This window comes from Pseudomonas sp. GD04019, assembly GCF_029837695.1.
Taxonomy (GTDB): domain Bacteria; phylum Pseudomonadota; class Gammaproteobacteria; order Pseudomonadales; family Pseudomonadaceae; genus Aquipseudomonas.
On sequence record NZ_JAOEEA010000001.1, the window covers coordinates 553,342 to 568,197 of the forward strand.

Below are 14,856 nucleotides of genomic sequence, written 5' to 3' on the forward strand. Positions count from 1 at the left end.
TCCGCGAGGGATACACCATGGGATTCAACTGCGGCATCGTCGGCCTGCCCAACGTCGGCAAGTCCACCCTGTTCAACGCCCTCACCAAATCCGGTATTGCCGCGGAGAACTTCCCCTTCTGCACCATCGAGCCGAACAGCGGCATCGTGCCCATGCCTGACAGCCGCCTGGACGCCCTGGCCGCCATCGTCAAACCGGAGCGCGTGATCCCCACCACCATGGAGTTCGTCGACATCGCCGGCCTGGTCGCGGGCGCCTCAAAGGGTGAAGGCCTGGGCAACAAGTTCCTCGCCAACATCCGCGAGACCGACGCCATCGCCCACGTGGTGCGCTGCTTCGAGGATGAAAATGTCATCCACGTCGCCAACAGCGTCGATCCCAAGCGCGATATCGAGATCATCGACCTCGAACTGATCTTCGCCGACCTCGACAGCTGCGAGAAACAACTGCAGAAGGTCGCCCGCAACGCCAAGGGCGGCGACAAGGAAGCCCTGGCGCAGAAAGCCATCCTCGAGAAGCTCATCCCCCACTTCAGCGAAGGCAAACCCGCGCGCAGCCTGATGAAGAACATGAGCGCCGACGAGAAGCTGGTCATCCGCGGCTTCCACCTGCTCACCAGCAAGCCGGTGATGTACATCGCCAACGTCGCCGAAGACGGCTTCGACAACAACCCGCACCTCGACGTGGTTCGCGCCATCGCCGAGGAAGAAGGCGCCGTCGTGGTACCGGTGTGCAACAAGATCGAAGCCGAGATCGCCGAGCTGGACGAAGACGAGGAGAAGCAGATGTTCCTCGAGTCCATGGGCATGGAAGAGCCGGGCCTGAACCGCGTGATCCGCGCCGGCTACGACCTGCTCAACCTGCAGACCTACTTCACCGCCGGCGTGAAGGAAGTCCGCGCCTGGACCGTACGCATCGGCGCCACCGCCCCGCAGGCCGCCGCCGTGATCCACACCGACTTCGAGAAAGGCTTCATCCGCGCCGAAGTGGTTGCCTACGACGACTTCATCCAGTTCAAGGGTGAGGGCGGTGCCAAGGAAGCCGGCAAATGGCGCCTGGAAGGCAAGGAATATATCGTCAAGGACGGCGACGTGATGCACTTCCGCTTCAACGTCTAAGCCCCTGCAAAAGCCCCGCAATCGCGGGGCTTTTCATATCCACCAAGCGCCCTCCCCCGCCGAGCCTAAGCGCTTGATAACGAATCAATTTGTCCGCCAAACGGGGTTGACAGCCCAGGCCGACAAGAGAATAATGCGCGCCACTCGGCTACATAGCTCAGTCGGTTAGAGCGCAGCATTCATAATGCTGATGTCCCAGGTTCAAGTCCCGGTGTAGCCACCATATCTCGGAAGGGGTTAGCGCAAGCTAACCCCTTTTCTTTTGCGCCCAATAAACCCCCTCGGCATAAACTGGCAATCTTCATGCGGCCTTTAACGACAAACGCCTAAGCCAATACGCCTAATCGGAGCGCCCCATCTAAGATACGAATACCTTGCCGGACTCCGAGCAAAAGCATTCCGGCGCCGCAACAGAACCGGAGCAGGACATGAAAGACAATTTCGAGAGTATTCGAGCAGAACGCGACGTGCCGAGCTACCGCCAGACTGCTATTCAAAGCAACTACACAGGGTTGTGGAGGCAGATCGCCCTCGGCATTGTGGTCGGCTATTCCGTATTGGGAGTTTTGAGCGCTGTAGGCTGGGTGATTTTTTTGAAGCTTGCGGTGGGAACCCTACAGATTAATATTCCCTAGAAGCAAACCTGATAGACGAACATCCTAGAACCGTTGTATCAATAGCGGCCTATGAAGCGTTGTCTAGGAAAGACAAATGCCTCGATCAAAAGATAAACGCGCCAACTGTAGCGATGGTAAATTAGCAAGCTAATTTGCGCAGAATTTCAGCACATGCAGCGCACATATGCTCCAACTATGCGACCTAGAGACCCATACCCAGCTCAGGTGAAGCACCAGAAGCACAAACGGAATCTTAAAGAAGGGATAGCACCAATGCTAACAAAGCTAGAAGCACATGGATTCAAGAATCTTTTGAATTTCAGCGTTCATCTAGGGCCTTTCAACTGCATTGCCGGCTTAAATGGCGTAGGAAAATCAAATATATTTGATGTAATAAAATTCCTATCCTTGCTAAGCGACAAATCTATTGTCGAAGCCGCCCTCGCAGTTCGAGACTCAGACTCGAGCGACCCTTTAGATATATTCTGGACCAACGGCGAATTCCGAATAGATCGCATCAAACTAGCTGCCGAAATGATCGTCCCCTTTGACATAATCGATGATTTCGGGAGAAAGTCACAAGCGACATCAACCTTCTTACGGTATGAAGTCGAACTAGCTTGGGATAAAAACACAGACTCATCTAGTATGCTAGGGCTGTATCTAGCTAAAGAAACTTTGGTTCATATCAACAAAAGCCAAGCCACAAATCTTCTCAACTTCCCGCTAAGCGCCGCAAAATTCAGAGATAAGATAGTTATAAACAACCGAAAAGGCGCCGGCTTTATTTCAACACAAGTCACAGAAGACAACATTACAGAAATACATCTACACCAAGATGGCAACGGCGGCCAACCACAAAAAATACCAGCAAGACATATTCCAAAGACTGTAATAGCAAACACAAACAGCGCTGTTTGGCCCACAATTCTTGCTGCGCGTAGAGAAATGCAATCTTGGCGCTTCCTATCTCTTGAGCCAAGCGCCATGCGACGCTCAAACAAAATGCATGAAGAGGGCAATGTTGGCTCCGATGGCGGCCGACTGGCGGCCGCACTCTATAAGCTCTACAGAAAAGACCAGAATATCTTCTCTAGAATAGCAAGCCGACTCTCTCAAATAATCCCAACTTCGGATGCCAGGGTCGATCTTGACCAAGTGAGACAATTACTGACTATTGAGGTAAAAGAAAGATCAGGGGCGTTCCTACCTGCGCGCGCCTTATCGGATGGAACTCTACGTTTTCTCTGCCTTTGCATCATTGCAGAAGACCCAGACTTCAAAGGACTTCTCTGTTTTGAGGAGCCCGAGAATGGCATTCATCCAGCCAAAATGGGCGCTATGCTTGAATTATTAAAAGAGCTCGCAGTGGACACCAACGAGCAAGTAGATGACGAAAATCCTATGAGGCAAATCCTGATTGCGACTCACTCACCTGTTCTAGTAAAACTAGAAAACCTCAACGACTTAATTTATGCAGATGTAGTGAAAGTAAAAGGACCGGACGGCAAGCCAGCTTCAACCATAAGATGTAAAAGCTTAAAAGACAGCTGGCGCAGCGGAGACAAAGACGAAAGCATTAATAAGGGATCAATCATCTCATACCTTACACTGCCACCATCTACTCAAATCAGTCTAGGATTAGAAGAAGAACTATAAGGATATAAAATGAAGATAAACTTCATCTTAACGGGCGAGGGCAGCTCCGACCTACGTCTTGTAGAGCACATTGAGAACATTTTGATCCAGAATGGATTCGACGAGGCCAGTGGTGAAGCGCCAGACCTTGGCAGGCTTGTAAATCCTCCGGGTCGTACCGTAAGAGAAAAACTAATTGCCATACTTCAATACTATCCAGATATAGATGCAATATTTGTTCACAGAGATGCTGACGGGACAGGTACAGCGGCAAGAGAGCAGGAGATCGCTCTAGCTTGCGGAGGAATAGCTGGACTTCCCACAGTCATCCCTATCATACCAGTCACTATGCTAGAAACATGGCTATTAGCAGATCAAGACGCTATAAAAAGAGTGTCCGGAAATCAGAACAACCAAGGCCAGATCACCTGCATACCCGGCCTTAATAGGCTTGAATCCACCAGAGATACTAAAACACTGCTTCTTGAGGCTCTTTGTGAGGCGAGTGCAGCGCAAGGGGGGGCGATTGGCAAAATTCAAAAAGCGCTTCTCTGATATGAGAGCGCGCTTAACCTATGACTTAGATCCTGACGGGCCAGTATCCCAGCTACCGTCATACCAAAGCTTCCGTAATCGGCTACAGCAATTCTCGCAAGAGCGAATCGGAAATATTTAGTTGAATCAGAGCGCTATATTGCACTCTCCCAGATATAGAGTGGGTCAATGCCCACTCTTACCAAACTGCCAGCTCAGGGCTCATGCCTAGCACCCCGCCCGGCCAGCAGCAGGCCGCTGACGATCAGCGCGCCGCCTACCCAGTGGTAGGTCTGCAGGCTTTCACCCAGCAATATCCAACCGAGGATGGCGGTGAATACCGGCATCAGGTAGTTGCTCATGGCCGTGCGCGCGGCGCCCAGTTCGCGCAGGCCGATGTTCCATAGCTGGTAGGCCAGTACCGAGGCGAACAGCGCGGTGTAGCCGATGGCGGCGAGGTTGGGCAGGCTGGGTTCGAAGCGCGCGCCCTGCCAGAGTTCCCAGGCGTAGAGCGGCGCCAGCATCAGCAGACCGATCAGCACCAGGGCGCCGAGCAGGGTGAAAGGCGGCAGCTGGAAGTGCGCGCTCCAGCGGCGCAGCAACAGCGAGTACAACGCCCAGTCAAGGGTGGCCAGCACCATCAGCAGGTCGCCCTTGGCGAAGGACAGGCTGGCCAGCACCTGCCAGTTGCCCTGGGCGATCAGCCACAGCAGGCCGATCAGCGCCACCCCCAGGCCGCCCCAAGCGCGCCGCGCCGGCCATTCCCCCAGCAGCAGACCCGCGCCGATAAAGGTGGCCAGCGGCAGGCAGGTGCTGACCAGGCTCAGGTTGATCGCCGCGGTGCTCAGCGCCGCCGTGTAGAGCAGAACATTGTACAGGGTGATGGCCAGCAGCGCGGCGAACCACAGGCGCCAGCCAGCGCTGCGCAACGTGTGGCGATGCTGCCAGAGGGAGGGGCCGACCAGCGGCAGAAGGATCATCAGGGCCACGGCCCAGCGCCAGAACGCCAGGGAGAATGGCGGGATGGCGCCGGTGAAGGCGCGCGCTACCAGCGAGTTGCCGGCCCAGAACAGGCTGGCTAGGGCCAAGCCGAGCCAGGCCAGCAGTTGCGCGCGAGGCACCTCAGGACTGGCCGAACGGGCGCAGGCGGTACTGCGGCGGCAGCTGTTCCAGGCCGCTGACGGTGACATTGAGGTTCTTCCAGCGGCCATCCTTGATGCCGTAGATGCAGCCGTGCACCGACAGCTCCTGGCCGCGATGCCAGGCGTTCTGCACGATGGTGGTGTGGCTGACGTTGGCCACCTGGTGGATGACGTTGAGTTCGCAGAGGCGGTCGACCTTGTCTTCCTCGTTCTCGATCGTGGCGAAGTGCTCGCGCTGCTCGTAGTAGAGGTCGCGGATCGAGCGCAGCCAGCCGTCGATCAGGCCGAACTGGCGGTCCTGCATGGCCGCGCGCACGCCGCCGCAGCCGTAGTGGCCGGTGACCAGGATGTGTTTGACCCGCAGCACGTCGACCGCGTACTGGATCACCGAGAGGCAGTTGAGGTCGGTGTGCAGCACCACGTTGGCCACGTTGCGGTGGACGAAGATATCGCCCGGCAGCAAGCCGACGATCTCGTTGGCCGGCACCCGCGCGTCCGAGCAACCGATCCAGAGGAACTCAGGCGTCTGCTGCTTGGCCAGCTTGGCGAAGAACTCAGGGTCCTTCTCGTTGACCGCTTCGGCCCAGCGCGCGTTGTTGTCGAACAGGTGCTGCAGGTCGCTCATGTGGTGGTCCTTGTCGCCCGCCGCAGCAAGCGCTAGTCGATCAGGGTGCAGGCCATTACCAGCGCGTCTTCGCGGCCACCGGCGGCCGGGTAGTAGTCGCGGCGCCGGCCGACCTCGTTGAAGCCGTAGCGCTCATACAGGCGGTAGGCGCCCTGGTTGCTGGCGCGCACTTCGAGGAAGCATTCGCCGGCCTTGAGCTCCATCGCCCGACGCATCAGGTGTTCCAGCAGCAGCAGGCCGAGGCCCCGGCCCTGGCTTTGCGGGCGCACGGTGATGTTGAGCAGGTGCGCCTCGTCGATGATCACCTGGATGATGCCGTGGCCGACCTGTTCGTCGCCGTCGAACATCACCCAGCAGTCGTAGGACTTCAGGCCGTCGGCGAACAGGTTGCGGTTCCACGGGTGGCTGAAGGCGGCGTTCTCGATCTGCACCACGCGGTCCAGGTCCGCCTCGGTCATCGGGCGGAAACTGATGGCGCCGCTCATGCCTCGGCTTTCCAGCGCGGCATCAGCCGGCGCATGGCGCGCCACAGCTCGGCCTTGCGCTGCGGCTCGTCCATCAGCAGCTCCAGGCTCGGTAGCGCCCAGGCGGCGCCCAGGCCCTCGACCTGCAGCTCGCGGTTGTAGGCCTCCTCGTCCGCCTCACCGGCGAAGCGCACGGCCGGCAGGCCGATCAGCCACAGGCAGCTGCAGGGCTGGCTTTCCAACTGGCCTGCGAGCACGCCCTGGACATAATCGCGAGCGGCCTCGGGGCCCTGGTCGAGGTTGCCGCGCGACAGCAGTGGCCAGCGGATCGGCGAGCCGTCGCCGACCTGCTGCGGGGCGTCCGGCAGGCCGGCGGCGCGCAGCAGGTCCTTGAGCAACAGATAGGAAGGGTCGCGGCTCTGGAAGGACTCGCCAGTGGCCAATTCGACCAGCAGGGCGCAGTCGCCGGCGCGCAGCAGCTGCAGGGCGAAGCGTGGTGGCGGCACCACCGGCTTGACCTCAGTCACCGGCACCTCTTCCGGCTCGGCCTTGGCCTCCGGCTTGGCGAATACCTTGGACGCGGCCGAGGGGCGCGGCACTTCGATGACCGGGCGCTGTGGCTGCTCTACCGGCGCCTTGGCCTCGACCACCGGCGCCGCCACGGGCACCAAGGGCGCGGCGGGTGCGACTTCCAGCTCAGGCAGCGGCTGCAGCAGCTCGGCGCGCGACGGCGCGGCGAACGGCAGCTCCACGCGCGGCAGCCAGCTGGCCACCTGCATGGCGGTCAGATAGGCACGGCGGCGGACTTCTTCGATCAAGAGGGGCTTCCAGACAAGGCGGAATCAGGCGCGAATTGTGGCCTGAATCGGCCCCCGGGAAAAGGCCGATGGGCGTGACGGCCAGCTGCGCACCTTTGCAGTACAATTCCGCGCTTTATAAGAAAGCAGCCTGCCGAACGGATGCCCCGATGATTGACCCCAAGCGCGTCTTGCGCGCCCTCGCCGAGCACTGGACGCTGCTCGAACCGCTGTGCGAGCGCTTCGACGCCGGCACCCTGAGCCTGATCGAGCTACGCAACCAGCTCGGTGCGCAACTGCCCGAGGGCAGCCCTGCCGACATCACCGCCCTGCTCGACCAGTGGATCCGCCTGGATATCCTGGTGCCGGTGGCCAAGAGCCCCAACCGCTTCGAGCTGAACGCACAGATCCACGACTTCCTCGCCTACCTGCGCCGCGAACACCGCCTCGGTCTGTGCCTGGAGATCGAAGCCTACCTGCGCCATCTGGAGCGCCTGGCCGGCTATATCCAGGACGCCTTCGAGGTGCGCGACGGCAATGACCTGGCGCGCCAGCTGCGCCTGCTCGATATGCGCGTCAGGGACGTACTGAAGAAGCTCGGCAACGACGAGCAGGCGCTGATCGGCGTGGCCGAACGGGCCAAGACCAGCGACCGGCAGATTCCGCTGCGCCAGCGCTACGCCGAAGTACTGGCGACCTGGGACGAATACGTCGAGCCGATGATCCAGCTGGTCGCCGCCGACGGTGCCTTCGAGCAGGGCGTGCGCCGTGTCGAACAGGTGCTGCTCAAGCTGCTCGGCGAACAGCAGCGCCTCGGCCAGCTGGTCGACGATGACCTGCTGTTGCGCACCCATGCGCGCATTCTGGAAATGCAGACCACCGCCCAGCTGACCCTGCGCAAGGCCCGCGAGCTGCTGTTGCCGCTGCGCGAGGAAGCGCGTCGGCACAACGCCGTGACCCGTGGTGCGGCGCTGGCCCTGGCGGCGATCCGCAAGAAGGGCCTGGACGCCGTGCCGCAGGCATCCTTGCCGCTGCACAGCCGCCCGCAGAGCACCTTCCTTGGCACCGCCTCGCAGGTCGAGGCGTACGTTTACGCCCTCGCCCGCTTCGAGCCCAAGCCGTCGCAGTTCCCCAAGGCCAGCGGCACGCGCAAGGGCGAGCCGCAACGCGCGCCGCGCACCGCCCGCGAGATGATTGAGCGCTGCGAGCAGGCCCTGCCGCTGCCGGACCTGATGGGCTGGCTGCTGGACCAGGAGCCCAACGGCGCCACCGACGAATTGCTCTACTGGTTCTCGCGCCTGTCCCGCGACAGCCGCTTCCAGCGTGAGCGCCTCGAGCGCCGCGACTACCTCACCCGCGAGCATCAGGTCAGCCTGAGCTCCTATGCATTGGTAGGCCGCCCAAATGGTTAAGCCTTGCGTAGGGTGGACAACGCTCCGCTTGTCCACCATTGACCACTCCAAACTCTCAGGTGGAAAACGCTTCGCGGTTTTCCACCCTACGACTGCCTGCGAGCATCGCGTATGAATATCGACCTGAAAGAACTGACCCAGCTGGCGCCGATCTTCCGCGAGCTGTTCAAGGGCTACCACATCAGCCGCCGCGACCCGGAGCTGTACACCCAGTTGTCCAACCTGCAGGACCAGTACCGCGCGCTGTTCAAGTCGCTCGGCTACGAGCTGACCTGCGACACCCGCGGTTTCTATTACTTCGTCCCCGAGCAGATGGGCGCCCAGGTCAACAAGACCGCCCAGCGCCTGGCGCTGTTCACCTTCATCCTCGTTGAGCATTTAGCGGACCAGGGCCGCGACCCGCTGGCCGTGCTCGATGGCGGCAGCCTGGGCCGCGACGAGCTGCCGCCGCTGCTGGAGAAGTACAAGGACCTGTTCCTGCAGGCCGAAGTCACCACCCAGGACGAGCTGGAAGAGAAGGTCATGCGCCGCCTGACCCAGCTCGGCTTCGCCAGCGAGGACAACGGCGTGTACCGCTTCCTCGCGCCGATGCACCGCTTCCTCGACGTGTGCCTGGCCGTGCAACAGGACCGCGACCTGGCCGCCAGCCTGCACAGCGCCCTGCCGCTGCCGACGCCAGTGCTGGTTGCCGATGACAGCGAGGACGACATCGTGCTGATCGAGCCCGTCACCGACGTGGCCATCGAGGAAAGCGAAGAAGACGCCCTGGCCCGCGCCATGGCCGAAGAACGTGATGCCCAGGAGATCGACGCATGAGCCAGGAACGCTACGGCATCCGCCGCTTCGCCCTGCTGAACACCGCCGGCTACAGCCTCGGCCTGTTCCCGCTGGAAAACCCGCTGTCGGTGTATGGCGCCAACAACCTGGGTAAATCGGCGTCGATCAACGCCCTGCAGTTCCCGATCCTGGCGCGCATGTCGGACATGAGCTTCGGCAAGTACAGCCTGGAGGCCTCGCGCAAGTTCTACTTCGCCAGCGACACCAGCTACATCCTCGTCGAAGTGTCCCTGCCCCACGGCCCCCACGTAATCGGCGTGGCCGGCCGCGGCCCGGGCGGCGGCTTCGGCCACCAGTTCTTCGCCTATCAGGGCGAGCTGGACCTGCAGCACTACCAGAGCAACGGCACCTGCCTGCGCCAACGCGAGCTGTTCAACAACCTCGGCCAGGCCGGCATCGTCGCCTACGAACTGAAGCCGGAAGAGCTGCGCCGCCTGCTAGTCGGCGGGCACACCTCGATCCCGCTGGACCTGACCCTGATCCCGCTGCGCTCCACCAGCGAGCAAAGCCTGAAGACCTTCCGCGCGCTGTTCATCAACCTGCTGCATATGCGCGAGATCACCGCGGCGAAGCTCAAGCAGCTGTTCCTCGATGCCTTCGAGCACAGCCTGCGCTCCGGCAGCGTCGACTACATCGCCGCGACAGAAGAGGCGTTTCGCGACGTGCGCCGCATGGAGCAGGACTACCAGGCCCTGGTCACCGCTGGCCCGCTGATCGAGGCGCTGTCCGCCGGTGTGGCCCAGCGCGAAGTGCTGCGCGGCAAGCTGCATCGCCTGTCGCCGCTGCTGGATAACCTGCTCGGCACCTGGCAGGACTACGCCGGCGCCCGTCGTGACGAGCTGCTGACCCAACACGAGCACTACCGCGCCGAGCAGGACGGCCTGCAGCACGAGCAACGCGGCGGCACCCAGGAGCTGATGCGCCTGGAGCGCGAGATCAGCGAGATCCAGCGCTGGATGGGCGAGCTGGCGGTGCTGAAGAACCGCTTCGCCCTGGTCGACGACGTCAAGGTGCTGGAAGCCCAGCTGCTCGCCGCCAAGGACGCCCACGACGAACTGGCCGGCGCCCTGGCGCAGTCGCGGCAGTTCTCCGCCGAGGATCTCGACGAGCGTCTGCGCGACTTGGAGAAGCGCCTGAAGTCGGTCAAGCAGCAGCTCGACCACGCTGACAACAACAGCTACTCGCGCCTGCGCGAGGAGTTCAGCCAGGCCGATGTGGATCGCCTGATGCGCCTGTTCAACGGCCAGCTGTTCAGCCTGCCGCTGGGCGAGAAAGGCATCCAGGCCGAGGGCGATGACTGGGTCAAGGCCGTGGAGGCGGTGCTGGATCGCTTCAAGGGCGATCACTTCGAAGTGCCCGGCCTGTCCATTGACCTCTCGCACATCGAGCCTCCGGCCCTGCAGGCCCTGGCCGACCGCGCCGCCCTGCGCGACCAGCGCGACCGCCTGGAGCGCGAGCTCAAGCAACTGAAGACCCAGCAGGCGGTGGCCAACGACCGCGCCGCGAGCAAGGCCCAGGCCGAACAGCTGTACCAGGCCGTGCTGGATGCGCAGAAGGCGCTGGAAGACTTCCGCCGCTGCCAGACCCTGTCCGCCGAGGATGCCAGCAAGCTGGAACAGCTGGAGCAGTTGGAAGCCGCCCAGGACGAACTCAAGCGCGCCGCCGATGCCTTCACCGAGCGCGTGCAGCAGCTCTCCGCCAAGCTGCAGCTGGTCGGCCGGCAACTGGCCGACCTGGAAGCCAAGCAGCGCACCCTGGAAGACGCCCTGCGCCGTCGCCAGCTGCTGCCCGCAGACCTGCCGTTCGGCACACCGTTCATGGACCTGGTCGACGACTCGCTGGACAACCTGCAGCCGCTGCTCAACGACTACCAGGACAGCTGGCAGGCGCTGCAGCGCATCGACGGGCAGATCGAGGCGCTGTATGCCCAGGTGCGCCTCAAGGGCGTGGCCAAGTTCGACAGCGAGGACGACGTCGAGCGCCGCCTGCACCTGCTGGTCAACGCCTACGCGCACCGTCAGGACGAGGCGCTAACCCTGGCCAAGGCGCGTCGTGCGGCCGTCACCGATATCGCCCGGACCCTGCGCAACATCCGCAGCGACTACGACAATCTGGAACACCAGCTGGCGCTGTTCAACCGCGAGATCAACAAGCGCCAGGTCTCCAACCTGGAGAGCTTCCGCATCGTGCTGGCGCCAAACAAGGACGCGCTCAAGCACATCGACCAGATCATCCACAGCGCCGGCCAGTACGAGGAAGGCGAGACCCTGTCGGTGTTCGATCTGCAGCAGAGCGGTGATCAGGACGCGAAGAACGAGGAAGCCAAGGAGTACCTGGCACGCCTGGTCGCGGCCAACCACAACCAGCTGGGCCTCAAGGACCTGTTCGAACTGGCGTTCGAGATCACCAAGGTCGGCGGCCAGCCGGTGATGCACACCGACATCGACGGCGCCGCGTCCAACGGCACCACCATGACCATCAAGGCGCTGACCAACATGTACCTGTTGCTGCACCTGATGGACCGCGAGCAGGCCGGCAAGGTACGCCTGCCCTACTACCTCGACGAGGCGGCAGATATCGACGAGCGCAACCAACAGGCGCTGATCGAGACCAGCCTGCAGCTGGGCTTCGTGCCGATCCTCGCTTCGGTGAAACCGCAGGTGTCGGCCACCGTGGCCATCGACCTGGAAGGTGGCAGCGGCCCGAACGGCATCTACATCGACGAAGCGGACTGGAAGTACATCAAGCGCCGCGAGACGGCCAAGGCGCAGGAGGAGCAGGCCGAGCCGGCCTGATCTTTACGCGCAAACGAAAAGGGCCGCTTATGCGGCCCTTTTTCTGGGGAGTGGATCAGTCGTCCTGATGGTCCTGGAGGATCTGGCCGTTGGTGGCGTCCAGCTCCATGTCCCACTTCACGCCCTGGGCGTCGCGTACTTCCACCTGGTAGATGTAGCGGCCGTATTCCTCTTCCAGCTCGGTCTCGGTGACCTGGCCACCCTGGTGCTTGGTCAGGGCGGCGGCGTTGAGCTTCTCGAAGCTCTGGATGGTGCCGGCGTCGCGCAGTTTCAGCGCTTCGTCCGGGCCCAGGTCACGGGCCTGGGCAACGCCGGCGGTGGTGGCAAGGGCGGTGATGGCGAAAAGGGCTGTCAGCTTGTTCATCTCGTGTCTCCGTCGGGAGTGATTGGTTTCGACGGGAGTAACGATACCCAGGCCGACTTAACCCAAGCTGAATCCACCTATTTCTCCAGGGCGATCTTCGGCGCCCACTTCAGCCACTCCTCATTGACCTCATCGTTGAGGGCAAAGGTCTGGCCAGGTTTGGCCGGGCCGCCCATCACCGCGTTGTCCGGCGTGGCGAAGGCGATACCGCCTTCCAACAGCGCCTCCAGCGACTCGGTACGCACCTTCACGCCCTTGAACAACCCGGCATCAACCCCGATGCCGCTGGCATTCCAGAAGCGACTGCCGGTGCGCACCAGGGGTGCGTAGCGCGGCTCGATCAGTACATGGATCAGCACGCGGTCGGAGGTCGGGCCCAGTTCGAAATGCGTGACCTTGCCTACCGGCACCTCGCGGTAGCTGAGCACTACCCCGGGCTTGATCGAGCCACGGCGCGCCGTGCTGAGGATCAGGCGCAGCCCTTCCTCGCGAGTCTCGGCGGTAGGCGCCTGCTTGCGCACCTCGAAATAGTTCTGCGGCTTGCCCGCCTTGGCTGCCGGTAGCACCTCGATATACTGGCCGCTGACCAGGGTCTCCAGGTTGGCGGTACGCACCAGGCCCAGCTCGGGCTTGACCACCCAGAACTCGCTACCGACGGAAGTCACGCGCCCGACGGCCTTGGTGATGCGCGCATTGAGCAGCACGGCCTGCAGATCGTCGGTCAGCTCGACGCTTTCCACCTTGCCCACTTCGATACCCTTGAAGCGCACCGAGGTGCCCGGATTCAGGCCGTCGCCAGTGGGTACCTTGATCTGAATCGCCACGCCTTCCTGCAGTGCGGCGTCGCGGTCGCCATGCAGGGTGAAGCGCTGGATCTTGCGATTGACCGGCGCCTTCATGTCCGGCGTCTCGAAGGTCACGCCACCGGCCAGAAGACTCTGCAGCGACTCGCTCTTGACCTCGATACCGGAAGAGATGCCACCCTTCAGGGTGATTCCGCTGGAATTCCAGAAGCGCGTGGAGCTGTTCACCAGATTGGCGTAGGCCGGCTCGATATGTGCCCCGAGGACCACGCGCTTGCGATCTCGGGAGAACTGGAAGCTCTGGATGCTGCCCACCTTGACCTGGCGGAACAGGATCGGACTGCCGACCTCCAGCGAACCCAGGGTGTCGGCGAATAGCACCAGGTGCAGGCCGGGGGCATCGATATCCAGCGGCGGCGCCTTGGGCCGGGCGACGAAGTCGCGCAGCGGCGGCCGACTCTTGTCACCAGGCTTGACCGCAATGTAGTTGCCCTTGACCAGCGCCTCCAGGCCGGTGATGCCGGCCAGCGAGATGGAAGGCTTGACCACCCAGAACTCGGTACCTTCTGTCAGGTAATCCTCAGCCTTGGGATCCAGGGTCAGATCCAGCGACGCAGAGCTCAGGCTCTCGTCTACCTTGATGGCCTTGACCGTGCCAACCTGGATGCCCTTGTACATCACCGGCGTGCGCCCGGCCTCGATGCCCTCGAAGTCCTGCAACTTGAGGGTGGCCTTGATGCCGGCCTGGGCCGCGTCGAAGTCCTCGTAGAGGCGGAAGGGAATAGTCGGATCGGTAGGTGGGCTGTCCTTGCGATGCTCCGGCGTAGCGAATGCGATGCCGCCCGCAATGATGCTGGAAAGCGACTCGGTACGTACCTTGACCCCGGATAGCCCGGCGTCGATGGTCACACCGCTGGCATTCCAGAAGCGCGTGTGCTTGCGCACCAGGCTGGCGAATTCGGGCTGAATGAATACCTGAATCTCGATGGTGGTCTGGTCTTCCGCGAGCTTGTAGCTCTTCACCCGGCCGACATGGATCTGCTTGTAGAACACCGGGCTGTCGCGATTGATCGAGCCCAGACGGTCGGATTTAAGCGTCAGGTGCAGACCGGGCACCGTATCGGCCAACGGCGGCTGCTCACTGAGCGCGACGAACTTGCGGGTCGGCTCACCATCGCCGGGGCTGGCGGTGATGTAGTTACCCGATACCAGTGTTTCCAGGCCCGTGATGCCGGCCAGCGAGACGCTGGGCTTGACCAGCCAGAAGCGCGTATTGCTGCGCAGATGCTGCTCTACGCGCTTGTCCATCTCGAGGGTGACGCGCACACCGCGCTCTTTACCGTGATCGTCCAGCTCCATGCCGATGACCTTGCCGATCGACATGCCCTTGTAAATGACTTCGGTCTTGTTGACCTGAATGCCATCGCCCGAGGGGAAGAAAATCTGAATCTCGATGCCGGCTTGGCTGTAGGCCCGATAGGCCAGCCAGCCGCCAATCAGCAAGGCGATCAGGGGTAGCACCCAGATGGCGGACCAATTGGTGGTGCGTCGGGTCTTCGCGGTGTTCAGCTCGGTCATGCAGGAAAGCTCCATTCCTCAGAGCGGGTCCGAAGGCTCCTTGCGGCAGCAGCAAGGTCAGCGCCCGCTATCACGCTAGTTCATCGACAACATGGCGAACAGCAGGCGCAAGCCTAACGCAAGCGGCGCTCA

13 protein-coding genes and 1 tRNA gene are annotated in these 14,856 nt (G+C 61.9%); 8 read left to right on the forward strand and 6 right to left on the reverse strand.

Features of this window, described 5'->3' with window-relative positions; all coding sequences use genetic code 11:
• Positions 1-17 precede the first annotated feature (17 nt).
• The 5 genes from ychF (at position 18) to N7607_RS02615 (ending at position 3,928) form a co-directional block, all read left to right on the forward strand.
• Entirely contained in the window at positions 18-1,118 is a 1,101-nt protein-coding gene (ychF, locus tag N7607_RS02595) for a redox-regulated ATPase YchF (RefSeq protein ID WP_192396540.1), read from the forward strand.
• A 146-nt stretch (positions 1,119-1,264) separates the two neighbouring features.
• Positions 1,265-1,341 (forward strand) — tRNA-Met (locus N7607_RS02600).
• 205 nt (positions 1,342-1,546) lie between these two features.
• Positions 1,547-1,753, forward strand: a complete 207-nt coding sequence (locus tag N7607_RS02605) for a hypothetical protein (protein ID WP_279868957.1) — start codon at positions 1,547-1,549, stop codon at positions 1,751-1,753.
• Between the two features lie 207 nt (positions 1,754-1,960).
• Positions 1,961-3,394 (forward strand): AAA family ATPase, encoded by a 1,434-nt coding sequence (locus tag N7607_RS02610; RefSeq protein ID WP_279868956.1) that lies wholly within the window; start codon positions 1,961-1,963, stop codon positions 3,392-3,394.
• Between the two features lie 9 nt (positions 3,395-3,403).
• Positions 3,404-3,928: a hypothetical protein gene (locus N7607_RS02615; protein WP_279868955.1), complete on the forward strand. Its 525-nt coding sequence runs from the start codon at positions 3,404-3,406 to the stop codon at positions 3,926-3,928.
• Positions 3,929-4,122: 194 nt separating this feature from the next.
• Here N7607_RS02615 and N7607_RS02620 read toward each other — a convergent pair whose 3' ends face one another.
• Genes N7607_RS02620 through N7607_RS02635 form a run of 4 tightly spaced genes read right to left on the reverse strand, consistent with a single transcriptional unit; the run spans position 4,123 to position 6,956 of the window.
• A complete protein-coding gene (locus tag N7607_RS02620; RefSeq protein ID WP_279868954.1) occupies positions 4,123-5,097 on the reverse strand; it encodes a DMT family transporter in 975 nt (324 codons plus the stop codon).
• Positions 5,030-5,674: a carbonate dehydratase gene (gene can, locus N7607_RS02625; RefSeq protein ID WP_192396535.1), complete on the reverse strand. Its 645-nt coding sequence runs from the start codon at positions 5,672-5,674 to the stop codon at positions 5,030-5,032. The genes N7607_RS02620 and can overlap by 68 nt, the downstream gene beginning before the upstream one ends.
• 32 nt (positions 5,675-5,706) lie before the next feature.
• Positions 5,707-6,159: a ribosomal protein S18-alanine N-acetyltransferase gene (gene rimI / locus N7607_RS02630; RefSeq protein ID WP_279868953.1), complete on the reverse strand. Its 453-nt coding sequence runs from the start codon at positions 6,157-6,159 to the stop codon at positions 5,707-5,709.
• A complete protein-coding gene (locus N7607_RS02635) occupies positions 6,156-6,956 on the reverse strand; it encodes an energy transducer TonB (RefSeq protein ID WP_279868952.1) in 801 nt (266 codons plus the stop codon). The genes rimI and N7607_RS02635 overlap by 4 nt, the downstream gene beginning before the upstream one ends.
• 149 nt (positions 6,957-7,105) lie before the next feature.
• On the opposite strand from N7607_RS02635, the gene mksB reads away from it, so the two are divergent.
• The 3 genes from mksB (at position 7,106) to mksF (ending at position 11,979) form a co-directional block, all read left to right on the forward strand.
• Entirely contained in the window at positions 7,106-8,347 is a 1,242-nt protein-coding gene (mksB, locus tag N7607_RS02640) for an Mks condensin complex protein MksB (protein WP_279868951.1), read from the forward strand.
• 111 nt (positions 8,348-8,458) lie between these two features.
• Positions 8,459-9,163: an Mks condensin complex protein MksE gene (gene mksE, locus N7607_RS02645; protein WP_279868950.1), complete on the forward strand. Its 705-nt coding sequence runs from the start codon at positions 8,459-8,461 to the stop codon at positions 9,161-9,163.
• Entirely contained in the window at positions 9,160-11,979 is a 2,820-nt protein-coding gene (gene mksF / locus N7607_RS02650; protein ID WP_279868948.1) for an Mks condensin complex protein MksF, read from the forward strand. The genes mksE and mksF overlap by 4 nt, the downstream gene beginning before the upstream one ends.
• Positions 11,980-12,034: 55 nt before the next feature.
• On the opposite strand, the gene N7607_RS02655 is transcribed toward mksF, so the two are convergent.
• Positions 12,035-12,343, reverse strand: a complete 309-nt coding sequence (locus N7607_RS02655; RefSeq protein WP_279868947.1) for a PepSY domain-containing protein — start codon at positions 12,341-12,343, stop codon at positions 12,035-12,037.
• Between the two features lie 77 nt (positions 12,344-12,420).
• A complete protein-coding gene (locus N7607_RS02660) occupies positions 12,421-14,724 on the reverse strand; it encodes an MlaD family protein (RefSeq protein WP_279868946.1) in 2,304 nt (767 codons plus the stop codon).
• Positions 14,725-14,856 lie beyond the last annotated feature (132 nt).

Bases quoted from the DNA above. Each gene is read 5' to 3' on its own strand.
- ychF (WP_192396540.1), top strand. From the start codon at position 18: ATGGGATTCAACTGCGGCATCGTCGGCCTGCCCAACGTCGGCAAGTCC.
- N7607_RS02605 (WP_279868957.1), top strand. From the start codon at position 1,547: ATGAAAGACAATTTCGAGAGTATTCGAGCAGAACGCGACGTGCCGAGC.
- N7607_RS02615 (WP_279868955.1), top strand. From the start codon at position 3,404: ATGAAGATAAACTTCATCTTAACGGGCGAGGGCAGCTCCGACCTACGT.
- N7607_RS02620 (WP_279868954.1), bottom strand. From the start codon at position 5,097: ATGTCACCGTCAGCGGCCTGGAACAGCTGCCGCCGCAGTACCGCCTGC.
- can (WP_192396535.1), bottom strand. From the start codon at position 5,674: ATGAGCGACCTGCAGCACCTGTTCGACAACAACGCGCGCTGGGCCGAA.
- rimI (WP_279868953.1), bottom strand. From the start codon at position 6,159: ATGAGCGGCGCCATCAGTTTCCGCCCGATGACCGAGGCGGACCTGGAC.
- mksB (WP_279868951.1), top strand. From the start codon at position 7,106: ATGATTGACCCCAAGCGCGTCTTGCGCGCCCTCGCCGAGCACTGGACG.
- mksE (WP_279868950.1), top strand. From the start codon at position 8,459: ATGAATATCGACCTGAAAGAACTGACCCAGCTGGCGCCGATCTTCCGC.
- mksF (WP_279868948.1), top strand. From the start codon at position 9,160: ATGAGCCAGGAACGCTACGGCATCCGCCGCTTCGCCCTGCTGAACACC.
- N7607_RS02655 (WP_279868947.1), bottom strand. From the start codon at position 12,343: ATGAACAAGCTGACAGCCCTTTTCGCCATCACCGCCCTTGCCACCACC.
- N7607_RS02660 (WP_279868946.1), bottom strand. From the start codon at position 14,724: ATGACCGAGCTGAACACCGCGAAGACCCGACGCACCACCAATTGGTCC.